General features: G+C 41.5%; 14 protein-coding genes. 2 read left to right on the forward strand and 12 right to left on the reverse strand.

Going from position 1 to position 15645, the window contains the following annotated elements:
• Positions 1 to 195: 195 nt before the first annotated feature.
• Together secDF and JNUCC23_RS15705 are read right to left on the reverse strand one after the other, a co-directional pair.
• Entirely contained in the window at positions 196 to 2445 is a 2250-nt protein-coding gene (gene secDF / locus JNUCC23_RS15700) for a protein translocase subunit SecDF (protein WP_454212327.1), read from the reverse strand.
• A 260-nt stretch (positions 2446 to 2705) separates the two neighbouring features.
• Positions 2706 to 3008, reverse strand: a complete 303-nt coding sequence (locus JNUCC23_RS15705) for a post-transcriptional regulator (protein WP_403069445.1) — start codon at positions 3006 to 3008, stop codon at positions 2706 to 2708.
• 147 nt (positions 3009 to 3155) lie between these two features.
• On the opposite strand from JNUCC23_RS15705, the gene spoVB reads away from it, so the two are divergent.
• Positions 3156 to 4718 carry a stage V sporulation protein B gene (spoVB, locus tag JNUCC23_RS15710; protein WP_454212329.1) on the forward strand — a complete coding sequence of 521 codons (1563 nt, stop codon included), beginning with the start codon at positions 3156 to 3158 and terminating at the stop codon, positions 4716 to 4718.
• 17 nt (positions 4719 to 4735) lie between these two features.
• Here the strand turns inward: spoVB and JNUCC23_RS15715 are convergent, their stop codons facing one another.
• The gene (locus tag JNUCC23_RS15715; protein WP_403069439.1) at positions 4736 to 5380 is read right to left on the reverse strand and encodes a DUF421 domain-containing protein; all 645 of its coding nucleotides are present in this window, start codon (positions 5378 to 5380) and stop codon (positions 4736 to 4738) included.
• A 371-nt stretch (positions 5381 to 5751) separates the two neighbouring features.
• Between JNUCC23_RS15715 and JNUCC23_RS15720 the strand changes: the two genes are divergently transcribed.
• Positions 5752 to 6093 (forward strand): TIGR04086 family membrane protein, encoded by a 342-nt coding sequence (locus JNUCC23_RS15720; protein ID WP_454216097.1) that lies wholly within the window; start codon positions 5752 to 5754, stop codon positions 6091 to 6093.
• 56 nt (positions 6094 to 6149) lie between these two features.
• On the opposite strand, the gene yajC is transcribed toward JNUCC23_RS15720, so the two are convergent.
• The 9 genes from yajC to safA all read right to left on the reverse strand — a co-directional run bounded on the left by yajC (position 6150) and on the right by safA (position 15431).
• On the reverse strand, positions 6150 to 6431 hold the full coding sequence (gene yajC / locus JNUCC23_RS15725) for a preprotein translocase subunit YajC (protein ID WP_403069435.1): 282 nt from the start codon (positions 6429 to 6431) through the stop codon (positions 6150 to 6152).
• A gap of 38 nt (positions 6432 to 6469) precedes the next feature.
• On the reverse strand, positions 6470 to 7609 hold the full coding sequence (gene tgt, locus JNUCC23_RS15730; RefSeq protein ID WP_062177255.1) for a tRNA guanosine(34) transglycosylase Tgt: 1140 nt from the start codon (positions 7607 to 7609) through the stop codon (positions 6470 to 6472).
• 225 nt (positions 7610 to 7834) lie between these two features.
• On the reverse strand, positions 7835 to 8863 hold the full coding sequence (gene queA / locus JNUCC23_RS15735; RefSeq protein ID WP_062177252.1) for a tRNA preQ1(34) S-adenosylmethionine ribosyltransferase-isomerase QueA: 1029 nt from the start codon (positions 8861 to 8863) through the stop codon (positions 7835 to 7837).
• A 61-nt stretch (positions 8864 to 8924) separates the two neighbouring features.
• Entirely contained in the window at positions 8925 to 9926 is a 1002-nt protein-coding gene (gene ruvB / locus JNUCC23_RS15740) for a Holliday junction branch migration DNA helicase RuvB (RefSeq protein ID WP_062177250.1), read from the reverse strand.
• A gap of 12 nt (positions 9927 to 9938) precedes the next feature.
• Complete coding sequence (gene ruvA, locus JNUCC23_RS15745) at positions 9939 to 10553, reverse strand: Holliday junction branch migration protein RuvA (RefSeq protein ID WP_062177247.1); 615 nt, start codon at positions 10551 to 10553, stop codon at positions 9939 to 9941.
• A gap of 179 nt (positions 10554 to 10732) precedes the next feature.
• Complete coding sequence (locus JNUCC23_RS15750; RefSeq protein ID WP_403069428.1) at positions 10733 to 11245, reverse strand: BofC C-terminal domain-containing protein; 513 nt, start codon at positions 11243 to 11245, stop codon at positions 10733 to 10735.
• 189 nt (positions 11246 to 11434) lie between these two features.
• Positions 11435 to 12142 carry a YhcN/YlaJ family sporulation lipoprotein gene (locus JNUCC23_RS15755; RefSeq protein WP_253722535.1) on the reverse strand — a complete coding sequence of 236 codons (708 nt, stop codon included), beginning with the start codon at positions 12140 to 12142 and terminating at the stop codon, positions 11435 to 11437.
• A gap of 252 nt (positions 12143 to 12394) precedes the next feature.
• Complete coding sequence (locus JNUCC23_RS15760) at positions 12395 to 13399, reverse strand: phosphotransferase (protein WP_454212333.1); 1005 nt, start codon at positions 13397 to 13399, stop codon at positions 12395 to 12397.
• The gene (gene safA / locus JNUCC23_RS15765; protein ID WP_454212335.1) at positions 13344 to 15431 is read right to left on the reverse strand and encodes a SafA/ExsA family spore coat assembly protein; all 2088 of its coding nucleotides are present in this window, start codon (positions 15429 to 15431) and stop codon (positions 13344 to 13346) included. Before safA ends, JNUCC23_RS15760 begins: the two co-directional genes overlap by 56 nt.
• Between the last annotated feature and the right edge of the window lie 214 nt (positions 15432 to 15645).

Consider the following 15645-nt stretch of genomic DNA (forward strand, 5'->3'; position numbering starts at 1 on the left):
TTTCCTTTTCATCCATTACGTGCCGCAAATCGTATTTGCGTGCCGTATTCGTCTCTTTACATGCCAGTTCGGAAGGCTTTCGTGCCGGTATAAGGACGTTTCGTGCGAAATTTGCGATTTGCGTGCCGCAGCCCTATTCGATCGATTCACGACGAAAACAAAATAAAGGACCAGCATAATCGCTGGTCCTTCATTTTATACTTGTCCTTCTAGATTTTCTTTTTTAGCTTTTTCTGTGTTGAGTGTTCCTTTTTTCTTCAATTCTTTTGCTTTCAGGTCAAGCCAGAACTGAGAAGCGATGAAAAGTGAAGAATAGACGCCGCAAAGCATTCCGATAAGGAGTGCAAGTGCGAAGTTTTGGATAGCATCGCTGCCGAAGATTAACAATGCGACAACAGCAACAAGCACGGTTAATACGGTGTTGATGGAGCGTGTTAATGTTTGGCGGATACTGATGTTCGTAATTTCTTCAAGTTCTTCCACGGTCTTAATTTTCTTCTTATGACGCAGATTTTCCCGGATCCGGTCAAAGGTCACGATCGTATCATTGATCGAGTAACCGATGATCGTCAGTACGGCTGCGATAAAGGTTAGATCGACTTCTATTTGCAATAAGCTGAATATGGTTATGATGAAAAAGGCATCATGCAGGAGCGCGATGACCGTTGGTACACCCATTCTCCATTCAAAACGAACAGAAACATACAAGATGATACCAAGCGATGCAATCAAGACAGCTTTCAAGGCGTTTTTCGCAAGTTCTTTACCGACTGTCGGGGAAACAGTGCTAACATTCGGCTCAGCTTTATATTTCTTTACGAAATGGCTCTTTAAGTCAGCAATTTCTTGTTTATCGAGAACCCCTTTTAGTCGGACAACACCTGTTTGATTATTTGCACCAGCAAGGACAATGTCTTCTGTCTTCAGTTTGAGAGAATCAAATTCGCCTTTGATTTCTTCTTTTGTTAACGATTGAGGTGAAGTCACTTCAACACGCGTACCACTGCTGAAATCAATGCCAAGATTCAAGCCGAAAACAAACAGGAAGATGATACCGATGATGGTCACACCAATTGAAAGCCCGTAAAATATTTTTCTTGTTTTAACAAAATCGAGTTTATCAAAGCGAGTTGGCAAGTGATACAGATCCATTTTTTCAGCAAGATCATGAATATGTTTCTTGTTCACACCAAACCAGCCTGGGCGCTTGTTAAAGATATTGCTGTTCACCCACATGTTCATGAAGAAACGTGTTCCATAAACCGCTGTGATAAAGCTCATTAATATACTGATGATCAGCGTTGTTGCGAATCCTTTAACTGAGCTTGTCCCATAAAAGAACAATACGCCTGCAGCAATTAGCGTCGTTAAGTTCGCATCGAAAATCGTACTAAGTGAGTTTTTCGTCCCTTCAGCCACTGCTGCTTTCACCGAGCGGCCAAGTTTGATTTCATCCTTAATTCGTTCATATGTGATAATATTCGCATCCACTGCCATTCCGACCCCGAGAATCAAGGCAGCAATACCTGGCAATGTCAATACCGCGTTCATCCAATCGAACACTAGTAATGTTAAGAAAATATAAACAGCTAAGGTCACAACCGCAATGAAACCCGGGAAGCGGTAGTAGCCTAACATGAATACGAAAATAAGCAGAATGCCGATGATTCCAGCAAAAATGGTTTCAGTTAATGCCTGTTCACCGAATTGTGCGCCAACTGAAGTTGAATACACTTCTTTCAATTCAACTGGCAGGGAACCTGCATTTAATAGATCAGCTAGTTCTTTTGATTCTTTCACTGTGAAGTTCCCGGTAATTTGAACAGTATCTGTACTAAATACTTGGGAAACAGCAGGTGCGGAAATCATATTCTCCTGATTTCCTTTGATGGAATCTTTTCCTTCTTCAAAATCAAGCCAGATTGCTAAAAGATTCGTACCTTGAGGCATGGCTGAAATTTTTTGCGTCACTTCTTTGAATTTATTTTTATCTTTTAACGTGACAGATACAGCTGGTGTATTATTTTCATCAAAAGTTGGCTTTGCACCGCCTTCTTTTAAATCGGAACCAGTTAGCATCAATGTATCATTGTAATCGCGGAAAGAGAGCTTCGCTTGAGTCGATAGAATTTCTCGAGCTTTACTCTGGTCTTCAACACCAGGTATTTGCACGCGAATCCTATTATTCCCCTCAATCGAAATAACTGGCTCACTAACACCGAGGACGTTCACTCGTCGGTTTAAAGACTCTACGGTACTACTTAGTACATCTGGAGTAACTTTTTGATTTTCACCTGGTATTACTTCATACAGAACCTCGAAACCGCCTTGCAGGTCAAGACCGAGCTTAATATTACTTAAGATTCCTTTTGAAGTTGTGCCCATCGTCGCGATAATGAATAGTAAGATGAGAAAAAACGCAACGATTCTACTTCTTTTTACCATTGATTTGTGGACCCCTTTCTTTTACACGCCTTACCCAATAGTTTCAGTGTTCGGTATGATCGGCATCCTTACAAAAGAAACGGGTTCTATCGAACAAGTTTCATCCTGTTCTGAGTTTGATGAAAAGCGTATAACATACCTAATCAGAAAACAGGCTTATAGCCATATTTCCCCATTAAAATTTCTAAATAATTGCAACACCATTATTATGAGACAATTACAAACTACTGTCAATTTAAGTTTATCCCTTTTACAAAACATTAATCTTTGAGCAATTGTTTCAACTCTTCACTTGATAAATCCTCAAACAAATTGGGCGCTGTATAAGCTTCTATCGTTTTATACGTCATGAATTGACTATTGGAGAGAGTCAAAATGTCTTGGACGATTTCATAAATACGTATGTCCGCATCCGGTTTCTTCCACTTTTTCAATACAAGACATTCCCATACTTCATCTTCGTTCACGTCATCTAAACCGAGCAGCCGTAATTCTTCCACTTTGTTACGTAAAACAGGCTTCACTTTTATAAAATAGCGCTGATAAGGATGTTGTTTTTCCATTAAAGACACCTCCACTGGGTTCATTTTCCCTTCACCTTTTCTAATTTCCTAGGCTTTTTTTAGAAGACTAAGTCATGCTTTGTCCACATTTTCATATAGATAATTGTATATGATATTAGCTTTTTTGAGAAGGCAGGGATGAATCGCATGTCGAAATTTTTAAAAGGAACCCTCATTTTGCTTGGTGCGAGCTTGATTACGAGGATTCTTGGATTTATTAATCGAATCGTCATTGCCCGTTTCATCGGTGAAGAGGGCGTTGGTCTATATATGATGGCACTTCCGACCCTGTTCCTTGTCGTCAATATTACGCAACTTGGTTTACCTGTTGCGATTTCGAAGTATGTGGCAGAAGCGAATGCTAAGGGTGATGAACGAAAAGTAAAGAAAATCCTTGTTGTTTCAATTGCTTGCACGCTCACTTTGTCGCTGATTTTTACACCAGCTATGATTTTGCTTGCTCCTTGGCTAAGTCAGCAGCTTTTCACAGATGAGCGCACGGTATGGCCGCTAATGGCGATTGCACCCATTGTGCCGATTATCGCCATTTCATCGGTGATTCGCGGCTATTTCCAAGGCAAGCAAAATATGAAGCCGTTCGCATTTTCGCAAGTGATTGAACAAATTGCCCGAATTACCTTCATTGCTGTTTTGACGAAAGCGTTTCTGCCATATGGGATTGAATACGCAGCAGCTGGCGCGATGTTTGCTTCGATTATCGGTGAACTCGTTTCTCTCGTTTATTTACTTACCATGTTTAAAATAAAGAAACATTTTAAAATGCGCAAAAATTTCTTTTCCGTTTTTTCATCTGGAAAAAGTACATTTAAGGAATTGATGGGAATTGCCTTACCCAATACAGGAGGCCGCTTCATCGGCAATGTTGCATGGTTTCTTGAGCCAATTGTCGTTGCTCAAAGCCTAGCCATTTCCGGATTAACCGCATCAGTGGCTACAAAGCAATATGGGGAACTAACAGGATATGCCCTGCCTTTATTAATGCTGCCATCTTTTGTGACCGCGTCTTTAGCAACATCACTCATTCCATCGATTAGCGAAGCCCAATCGGTTGGTGATACCAAATTAATTGAGCGAAGACTTCAACAATCGATCCGAATTACTTTGATAACAGGTGCCCTAGCTGTAGTCGTTTTATTTGTCCTCGCAGAACCAATTTTACAAATTATGTACGGATCTGATAATGCGGCTGTTTTCATTAAATTTTTAGCGCCGTTTTTCATTTTATTTTATTTTCAAACGCCACTGCAGTCGATGCTTCAGGCACTGAATTTGGCAAAAGCTGCGATGGTAAACAGCTTAATTGGTTCAATTATCAAAATTGCAGCCATTTGGTTTCTCGCTTCTAAAGAGAGCTTCGGCATCATGGGTGCCGCAATTGGAATTGCTGTGGGCACTGTATTAGTCACGTTCCTACATTTCACGACTCTTTTAAAAATTATTCCGGTTACGATTCATCTTCGTTTATATGCATCTACCGTATTGATTACACTGCTCTCAGGATTCTGTGGACATTATTCTTATTTTACCTTGTTCGCTTCTCAACCTTTGTTACCACGACTATTGATTTCATGCATTAATATGGGAATCACGTTCGGCATTCTTCTCCTACTCCTTGGAGAAATAAAGAAAGCCGAACTCCAGCGGATTCCAGTTATTGGCCAAATGCTTGCAAAATTTGCCTGGCGCTGAAAAAAATGCGCGAGGCTTTATTTTTCATCAATAAACAATTGACCGTCAACATAGCTGCAAAACGAGATGAGATTGATATCCGTATAGCCCTTTTGCTCAATCTGCTTCATCAACCATTCGGGAGATTTGTTAATGTATTTTAAATTAGATGTTAGTAATTCACCATCAAGAATGAGCGGAAAAGGACCTGTTTTATCCGACTTTTTCACTTGTTTTTTTTCGATCACAGATAGCTCACCTGACGTTTCTAATATTGCATATTCAACATCACTAACACTTAGAATATTTTGAGCTCTCAGCTGCATAAGCAAATCATCGAAATTATAGCGTTGACTTTTCATGGCTGCTTCATCTATTTTCCCTTTATTCACAATGAGTGTCGGTGAGCCGTCGATGATTTTTCTTGCCTTTGGACTTTTTAGTGATACAATGGCTAAAATAATTTGGATAATCAATAGGATCAACATGGGCAAAACGGTATACATAATCGGTTTATCAAAATTCTCAATTGCCAAAACCGCCATTTCGCCAATCATAATAAAAATAACTAAATCCAACACACTCAATTCCCCTACTTCTCGCTTCCCCATTAATCTGAAAATCAAAAGAATGAGCAAATAAATGATAATTGTGCGTAAACTTACCGTTAAATAAACGTTCATGAACTAGGCCCCCCAATCATTACAATCTCTTTTAGGATAGCCCTAAGGTCTTAAAATTATTTATGACCATTGAGTATAATAGTGCGTGTTTAAAAAGATGGATAAAAAGAGCCGAGCAGTTCTGCGAGCGATGGTCTTAAGGATCGGAGAGACAGACCGACGAAGAAATTCGATAGCTATTTTTACCGGACTTTTTGAACAGCCTCTCTCTAATGGTTGTTACAATTTTCATTTCCTTCTTCTGGTCTAAAACTAAGGTCTATCGAATATGCTTGTACAAAGACATCCAGGCCTATTTAAGACTTGAGTCATTTTGAAGGGGGAGGAGTACAATCGAAACAAGAAAAATGGGGACTGCAATTTTGCATGGAGTGGGCGTCATTTTTATATTAGTCATTCTTTTCAGCTTCATTTTTGCAATGATTCTGCGGTTTACGAGTGTTACGGAAAGTTCACTCACTTATATTATTATGGCACTTTCTTTTATCACATTGTTTATTGGTGGCTTTGTTTCAGGTGGCAAAGGGAAAAAACAAGGGTTGCTGTTAGGTAGTGGAACAGGGATGCTTTATGTATTGATTATTCTAATGTTCCAATATCTTGGTCATGACTCACTATTCTCCCTGAAGCAATGGATTCATCAAGGCTGCTTCGTTGTGACCGCGATGATGGGCGGCGTTCTTGGGGTGAACATGAGCTCCTCACAAACGTAAAACATAATAACCAAAAGAAAAACGGTTCCACATTGGAAACCGTTTTTTCATTCTGATTATACGAGTTCTTTTTCCGGAGCGCTTTCCTTTACTTCACGGATTGCAGAACGTTCGAATTTCAGTTTACTTCCATCTGTCGCTTTAATGACAGCTGTTGCATCTTCAATACTATCAATTGTCCCATGGAGGCCGCCGATTGTTACGACTTTGTCCCCTCTTTTTAAGCTTGATTGCATCAAATTAACCGCTTTTTGTCGCTTTTGGTTTGGACGAATCAATAAGAAGTAAAACAGAACAAACATTAATACTAATGGTAATATTCCACCTAGACCTTGCATACTATCTCTCCTTTCTGAATAATATCTATTTTGTTGAGTTAGAAATTCCTAGCATTTGGCTTATTAAAACCGTATTGCTCAAAAAATTCTTCTCTAAAGTCTAACAATCGATCTTCGCGGATCGCTTGTCTGACTTGCTCCATTAAGTTTAACAGAAAATGAAGGTTATGGTAAGTAGTTAATCGAATTCCAAACGTTTCTTCACATTTAATTAAATGACGAATATAGGCACGGCTGTAATTTTTACAAACATGGCAATCACAGTTTTCATCGATTGGTCCGAAATCACGCGCATACTTCGCATTTTTCACAACTAACCGACCATTACTTGTCATTAAAGTTCCATTACGAGCAATCCTCGTTGGCAGGACACAGTCAAACATATCAACCCCGCGAATCGCACCGTCAATTAATGAATCCGGTGAACCAACACCCATTAAGTAACGAGGCTTGTCACTCGGCAATAGCGGTGTCGTAAATTCGAGCACACGGTTCATAATATCTTTCGGTTCACCAACAGATAAACCACCAATTGCATAGCCAGGGAAGTCTAGTGAAACAAGATCCTTTGCACTTTGTTTACGCAAGTGTTCGTATTCGCCACCTTGGACGATTCCGAATAACCCTTGATCTTGTGGACGCTCGTGAGCGTTTAAGCAACGTTCAGCCCAACGCGACGTACGTTCAACCGATTTTCTCATATACTCTTCAGTTGCCGGGAATGGTGGGCATTCATCAAACGCCATCATAATATCAGAGCCGAGCGCATTTTGAATTTCCATCGCTTTTTCTGGACTTAAGAAAAGCTTGTCCCCATTCAAATGATTTCGGAAATGAACGCCTTCTTCTTCAATTTTTCGGAAGTCGCTTAAACTGAATACTTGGAATCCGCCAGAGTCGGTTAAAATAGCACGGTCCCAGTTCATGAATTTATGCAGGCCGCCCGCTTCCTTAATAATTTCATGACCCGGACGTAGCCATAGATGGTACGTATTACTTAAAATAATATTGGCACCCATTTGTTTTAAATCTTCTGGTGACATCGTTTTTACAGTTGCCATCGTTCCTACTGGCATAAATGCTGGCGTTTCATAAGAGCCGTGTGGTGTATGAACAATTCCTAGTCTCGCACCACTTTGTTTACAAGTTTTAATATGTTCGTAACGTATTGCAGTCAAAAGCAAGAACTCCTTTATTTTTAAAAATTTTTATCCCGCATTAACGGGCAGTAAGACCCCCACCTCAAGGCTTAGAGGAATCGAAGAAGCGTAGGTGGGAGACAACTGCCCGTAAAAGCCCGATTGGTTCAACTAACAATCAGTGGGGGATGCCCCCCACTGATTGAAGGTTCACTTTATCCCGGTTTAACAGTCTGTAATCCCTCGACTGATGGTCGTTTCACTTTAGATAATCAACATCGCATCGCCGAAACTGAAAAAGCGGTATTTTTCTAAAACGGCTGTTTCGTAGGCGTGTAACACATGTTCTCTACTAGACAGCGCACTGACTAACATGATCAGTGTTGATTTTGGCAAATGGAAATTGGTAATCATGCCATCAATCCCCTTAAACTCATAACCCGGGTGAATGAAGATACTCGTCCAACCACTTTCTTCTTGAAAAACACCATCATGACGCGATGCGATCGTTTCCAGTGTTCTAGTTGACGTAGTGCCGACTGTAATAATCCTTCCACCATCTGAACGAACTTGATTCAAAATCTGTGCTGTATCAGCCGTCATTTGATAAAATTCCGAATGCATATCATGGTTGTCGATATCGTCGACACTCACTGGACGGAATGTACCTAACCCGACATGCAATGTGATAAACGCAACATGAACGCCCATCTCTTTGATTTTTTCCAAAAGCTGCTCGGTAAAATGCAGGCCAGCTGTAGGAGCTGCTGCTGATCCCCGCTCCCTGGCAAAGACGGTTTGATAGCGGTCCTGATCATCCAGTTGTTCTTTAATATAAGGCGGCAATGGCATCGTACCAAGCTCATCCAACACTTCGTAAAAAATCCCTTCATAGCTAAAATCAAGGATTCTTCCGCCATGCTCAAGCACACCTGTGCAAACGGCTTTAAGCTTGCCATCTCCGAATACAATGACAGACCCTTCTTTAATCCGTTTTGCTGGCTTAACAAGCGTTTCCCATGAATCATTATCTTGCTGTTTTAACAGAAGTACTTCTATCTTCGCACCTGTACCATCTTTACTACCAAATAATCTTGCTGGAAGAACTTTCGTATCGTTCAATACGAGGCAGTCTCCTGGGTTCAGATAGTTCGTGATTTGCTTAAATGTTTCATGCTCGATCTCACCAGTCTCTTTATTCAGCACCATTAATCGGCTTGATTCACGGTCTAAAAGCGGAACTTGTGCAATCAATTCTTCTGGTAAATGAAAATCAAATAAATCTACTTTCAACTTTTTCACTTCCTAAATCATTAAATCATTCTCTAGACGCCTAAATATAAATCGGCTGGATCTACTCAACTAATGGCTCAATCTGAAAATGCCTGTAGACAAGCTCTGTCACAATCCGACCTCTTGGCGTTCGTTGGATAAACCCGATTTGCAGGAGATACGGCTCGTAAACATCCTCAATCGTATGGGATTCTTCACCGATTGTCGCTGCAATCGTTTCTAAACCAACGGGGCCACCGCGAAATTTTTCAATAATGGCTTTAAGTAATTTATGGTCAATATGATCCAAACCTAAACGGTCGACTTGCATTAATTCAAGTGCATAATCGGCCATTTCACGTGTAATTGTACCATCTCCACGAACCTGGGCAAAATCCCGGACTCGTCTAAGCAATCGGTTGGCAATCCGCGGTGTACCACGAGAGCGTCGTGCTAACTCCCCTGCCGCTTGTTGATCCATTTCTGTTTCCATAATCACAGCAGTCCGCACGATAATATCCGCAAGCTGTGGTTCCGTGTAATATTCAAGCCTACTTAATACACCAAAACGATCTCGCAATGGTGCAGACAAGGAGCCTGCCCGAGTCGTTGCTCCAACAAGCGTAAAGGGCGGCAAGTCAATTCTTACAGAACGAGCAGTCGGCCCTTTTCCAATGACGATATCTAAACAGAAATCTTCCATTGCTGGATACAACACTTCTTCAACAGTACGAGGCAAACGGTGGATTTCATCGATAAACAAGACATCACCTGGCTCAAGCGCACTCAGAATCGCCGCCAAATCACCAGGCCTTTCAATCGCCGGACCTGATGTTGTCCGGACATTCACACCCATTTCATTGGCAATGATCACAGCAAGGGTTGTTTTCCCAAGTCCAGGTGGTCCATATAAAAGAACATGATCCAAAGTTTCTTCACGCATTTTCGCCGCTTCTATATAAACACTTAAATTCGCCTTTACTTTTTCTTGGCCAATATATTGTTTTAAATATTGAGGTCTGAGGCTTTGTTCAAAGGATTGTTCGTTCAATTCAGCTTCCTGGTTGAGCAGTCTCTCCTCCATGTTCGCCCCCCCTTATCTTAACATCATTTGCAATGCTTTTTTAATATATTGTTCTGTCGTCATTTCCTCATCCAGAAGCTTCTTCGCTACCCGCTGCACTTCTTTCTCGGAATACCCGAGTGCTTTCAATGCAAGTGTCGCCTCTTCTAACGCTTCACTGAAACCAGCTGCTCTTACAGCTTTAGCATGGCCATCATTGAAAAGATTCGGAAAAGCATCAGGAATAATGTTTTCAAGCTTCCCTTTCAAATCAAGAACGATCTGGCGTGCTGTTTTCTTGCCGACACCCGGAAATTTCACAAGGAAGGCTTCATCTTCATTCTCGATTGCCTGTACCACTTGTTCGACTTGGCCAGAAGCCAAAATCGCAAGCGCCCCCTTTGGTCCAATTCCCGTTACATTCAACAATTTTGTGAACAATGCTTTTTGCTCACGCGTTTCAAAACCGTAAAACGCGGCGATATCTTCGCGGACGTGGTGGTAGAGGAAAATCTGCACCTTTTCTTTTTCCCTTGATGAAAAGACAAAAGGATTGGGCGTCATAATTTGATAGCCAATCTCTCCATTTTCCACTACTATGTATTCCGGTCCAATATAATCAATCGTACCTTTTATATAATCATACAAATCTCTTCGCTCCCTGAATTTGCTTTATCTCCTATTTTACCATAAAAACACGGACTAGGCAGAGAAATGATCGCTATCAAGATCGCAATATGTATTTTTTAAAAAAACAACACAAACAGACATGTTCGTTCCCTTTCCTTAAACGAAACATGCCTACTTTATTGAATAAATAGAAACTTTCACTTTTCGCCACTTGGAAGAGAATATGACTTGTACACTTCAAGCACCTTTTCGTACTGATTCTTATTCAAAATGGGAATGCCTTGGACGAGCTCTTCTTGTATTTTCACTTCTAACCGCTCTATATCAATATGAAAAAAGGATTGAATGATTTTTTGTTCCTCAGGCTTGCCGTTGAAAATAGAAAATGTTCCATCTTCACTTATTCCAAAAAAACCATTTGACTTTAGTAACGGCGATATATCAGACTCGTTTTTCTTCAAGATGATTTCTTCATTATTTTGGTCAACGAGCTGCCAGCCTGCATATTCCGCCCAGAAATCCTCCATTGCTAAAATAGACTCTGTACGCGTCTCTTCACTCATCTCACCGTCCAAATACACCCGCTGCAATACGACCTTTCTTTCCAAGGCTTGCGTAATCACGGATGTTTGCTCAGTTGCCGATGAAACAGATCCGATCCAAGCGATTCCTGTTAAAAGAATAGAAAGAAAGACAAATTTCAATTTCACTACTATCACCTCTTTTAGCCAAACTATGGAATCTTTTAGTCCATAGTTTGGCCAGTAAAAGGGATTTTACTCATAAAAAAACGGTTCCATAAAAAAAGGTTAGGCCCCACAACTACTATATATCGTGTATATGACGTGTATAAGACATAATAAACGGTATATAGAGTGTGAGATCAGACCCTTCTGAAATTATTTCAAATGGTTCTCATGTACCCCTAAAGTTTCCATCATATTTTCCACGTTCAAGATGACCTGTTCCTTTGGTCCACCACCACGAAGTTTATTATCAAGCACTGTTGTGCGATAATAAACTCCTTGATCAGTTAGGACGTACAAGGTACGATTGCCAGCCATCGGTTGGACCCTACTTTCTACTTCTTCTTTAGCAGCAATTGCCGCATCCCTCGAATAATCGTCAAGCAATAATGTAACAATGAGCTCTTGATCTCTGACAATCGCGCATGATTCTTTCACATGATCGACTTTGTTTGCTTTTTTCATGATGGCGTCGACAAGCCTTCCTTCATACGCATTGTAATACGACGATTTCGTCCTTAGTGGGGTGATGTGACCGTGGTAATTACGATCTTTCTGGCTGAAATTGCGCTCTTGAAATAGGAGCCCATTGCCATAATCCGATCTCGGTATGGTGGGGTTTTCGCCATTTCTCGTTAGATTTTCTTGAATTTGATTGGCTTCGTTATAATCGTGTACCACCTGTCCAATTGGTGCTTGATACGTGATTTGCCGGACTAAATTATCCTTTTCATTCGAATCATAGCCGCCCGTATTTAGAACATCCTCTTGATTCTGATCCCCAGCCTGATTATTAGCCGTGCAACCAATGAGTCCGGCAAGCAAAACGACACATGGGAGAACGAGTATTTTTTTCTGCACCAACTTGTTAACCTCCTAATAATGCGTGTTCAAAAAGGGAGGATAAAAAGAGCCGAGAAGTTCAAGGAGCGATTGTCTCTCCGGTCCTCACACAGTAATACGTGAGAACCGGAGAGACAAAGAAATTCGACAGCTTTTTTTACCGGACTTTTTGAACATCCTCTAAAATGGAATGAGCGTATGCTCTACATTAGTTTCCATTTCAGTTGAGGTTTTTACACTGTCAGTTGCGCCCAGACGAGAGGAAACTTGTCAAAGCGATTCGACTAGACTGGCAATCTCTTCATTGAATTTCATCCGTTTCGCAAATTGTTCGATCGTCACCTTCCATATTCTATGCAGCTGTGCTGAATGATGGGAAACATGATTTTTGCACAGACGATTCCATTCACGAAATATATCAGTTGGATACGTAAGTGCATATAAAAACGCTTTATTCTCTTTGTATGTTTCTATTTCTGGATAGGACCATAGCTCTTTTGCCGGGTCCACTAAAAAAGGTAAGATTCGACTGCAATACTGCAAATAATCGATTGACGGCGGCGCGTAAGCAATTAGGTCAAAATCAAGAAGGGCAAGTTCTCCGTCCTGCTTTCTTAAAAAATTATGGTGGGCACAATCGCCATGAATGATGACTGTCTTCTCAGCCATCAGCTCTATTTCATGCTGTTTCATACCTGTCAATGCCCACTTGGCCCAATTTATCCAACTAGAGAATATTGGTTCAGCAACAAACTCACGGATAATCGGCTGATAGTTACAAAATATCCCCAATCGTTCTTCCCATTTAGCAATTTGATTAAAAGAACTGAGTTTATTCGTTAAGTTTGAGCCGGTACTAGTATGAAATGTATGAAGTACACTTAATCCTTCAAGGCGATTTTTTTCACTGCCAAAATGAAAACGGTCCGATGATGGCTGAATATACTCGATTGCTCCGAATACTTGACCGTCATATTCCAATACGGCTAGATCTTCCAAAAATGAATACGTATGAAACCCATTCTTTTTTAATTGTTGAGTCAATTCTTTTTGATTGTTCAATGTTTGAATCGAATCAAACCCTTTTATGATAAATAATCGGTTGTTACAATGAATGAGGTAAACAGAGCTTCGCAAATGTTCAATTTTCAATGGATGAATCATATGGTTCTGCAAATGAGAGAGGAGACAAGTGTAAAATACACTGTCTCCCTTTGCTTTAATATCCATCACTTTCGTCAGCGAATGTCGGTCGTCCAAATGTTTGTGGTGCATTTACACGTCCTGGCATAATATCTGGTTGGCCTCCATATCCCGGATAACCACCAAATCCTAATTGGCCACTTGGTCCGGGTTGGCCACTGAAACTTGGTTGACCTCCAACTGGTTGACCTCCGTACCCTGGCATACCTCCAACTGGTTGACCTCCATATCCTGGCATGCCGCCAACTGGTTGACCTCCGTACCCTGGCATGCCGCCAACTGGTTGGCCTCCGTACCCTGGCATGCTGCCAACTGGTTGGCCTCCGTACCCTGGCATGCTGCCAACTGGTTGGCCTCCGTACCCTGGCATGCCGCCAACTGGTTGGCCTCCGTACCCTGGCATACCTCCAACTGGTTGACCTCCATATCCTGGCATACCTCCAACTGGTTGGCCTCCGTATCCTGGATTGCCTCCAACTGGTTGGCCTCCGTATCCTGGCATACCTCCAACTGGTTGACCTCCGTATCCTGGATTGCCTCCAACTGGTTGACCTCCATATCCTGGCATACCTCCAACTGGTTGGCCTCCATATCCTGGTTGTGCTACCGGAATGTGGCTATCTTGATAATCGGATTCTACACCCGATTCTATATGGTGGTAGCCGGACATATTAGGGTTTACTTGTGGATATGTGGCGTGTTGTTGATGTCCAGGGCTCATTGCATAGCCTGGTGTTCCGCTATGTCCCCCTTGACCACCGTATCCTGGTTGTGCTACCGGAATATGGGGACCTTGAGAATCGGATTCCACATCCGATTCTATATGGTCGTAGCCGGACATATTGGGATGTACTTGTGGATTCATAGCTTGATGATGCCCAGAGTCCATTGCATAGCCCGGCTGATTCGGATTATATGGTTGCGCCACAAGCTTCGGACCACACCCACAATCTGATTTTTTATTTGCTAACGGTTGACTAGCTGGTGCGTATTGTGGCTGTGTATATGGATTGTATGAAGATCCCATCACTCCACCATGTGACTCATCAGAGGAATCATGTTTTGCATACGGAACCTGATAGCCACCCTGATTTTGCTGATAAGGCTGTTGGTGCATGACTCCATGTATATTCTCGTTTCCATAGTAATGATGGTGATGATACACGTCATCAGATGATGATTCGTCCATATGGTGATGATGATGAGATCCAACCTGTGGCATTTGATGGCCCATACCGTAAACCGGCTGCTGTGGATAGCCATACCCGTTTGGACTCGGCATGCTATGCGCGCCCGCTACCATACCAGGCATTTGTGCATAGACCCAAGGATTAGGTGGTGGTGGATAACAAAAACCAGTACCTGGCATTATAGGTGTAATAGGCTTACACTCCTCTTCGGGAATTTCCTCCTGCACACACTCAACTTCCATGGATTCAACAATTTCTTCTACTTCATAACTAGGAAGCACCTTTTTTGGCTGTTTAGGTATTACCGGCATTTGTGGCTGAACAACAGGCTTTTGCACATTCATATTCGCCATATTCACCATATAATAGTTATTAATATCAATTTCTGGAATAACCGGTTGAGGAATTGGCACTTCTTTGACAATCGGTTTTTCCTTCACGATTACTTTCTCTTTCACAATCGGCTTCTCTTTCACGATTGGCTTTTCTTTTACAATTGGTTTTTCTTTCACGATTGGTTGTTGCATGATCGGTTGTTCTTTCATGATTGGTTGTTGCACGATTGGTTGTTCTTTCATGATTGGTTGTTGCACGATTGGTTGCTCTTTCATGATTGGTTGTTGCACGATTGGTTGCTCTTTCACGATCGGGTATTCCTTCACAACATGTTGTTCTTTCATGATAGGATGTTGCTCCACAGCCCCGGCCTTCGTACCGTAATTGATTTTCGCATGATGGTGCCCATCTTTCGCGGCATGCCCACTTGCTCCGGGAATTTTTATTTTCATACCAGGCATCATCATATCTGGATTGCTGAGCTGTGTATTGACCTTTTTAAGCTCTTCAAAACTTACCCCATATTTCTTTGATAGTTTCCAAAGGGTATCACCTTTTTGGACTATATGAATTTTCACGCTGCAAACCCCTCCTATGCATAAGTCCATATATACTATGACGCATTAGGCAAATTGCTATCATTATCATCAAAACTTATGCGGGAGGTGACGTTTTTATGAGCGTAACCCCGTTCGTGGCTTAGGAAATAGCAAAAAAAGAATGCCATTTAGACATTCTTTCGATAAGGGACAGAGCTACGCTAATTTACAAAGCAGTACAAGTTATTTGTCA

Source organism: Peribacillus sp. JNUCC 23 (assembly GCF_053653995.1).

Coding starts and splice junctions, on each gene's coding strand:
- secDF (WP_454212327.1), bottom strand. CDS start 2,445: ATGGTAAAAAGAAGTAGAATCGTTGCGTTTTTTCTCATCTTACTATTC.
- JNUCC23_RS15705 (WP_403069445.1), bottom strand. CDS start 3,008: ATGGAAAAACAACATCCTTATCAGCGCTATTTTATAAAAGTGAAGCCT.
- spoVB (WP_454212329.1), top strand. CDS start 3,156: ATGTCGAAATTTTTAAAAGGAACCCTCATTTTGCTTGGTGCGAGCTTG.
- JNUCC23_RS15715 (WP_403069439.1), bottom strand. CDS start 5,380: ATGAACGTTTATTTAACGGTAAGTTTACGCACAATTATCATTTATTTG.
- yajC (WP_403069435.1), bottom strand. CDS start 6,431: ATGCAAGGTCTAGGTGGAATATTACCATTAGTATTAATGTTTGTTCTG.
- ruvB (WP_062177250.1), bottom strand. CDS start 9,926: ATGGAGGAGAGACTGCTCAACCAGGAAGCTGAATTGAACGAACAATCC.
- JNUCC23_RS15760 (WP_454212333.1), bottom strand. CDS start 13,399: ATGCACCACAAACATTTGGACGACCGACATTCGCTGACGAAAGTGATG.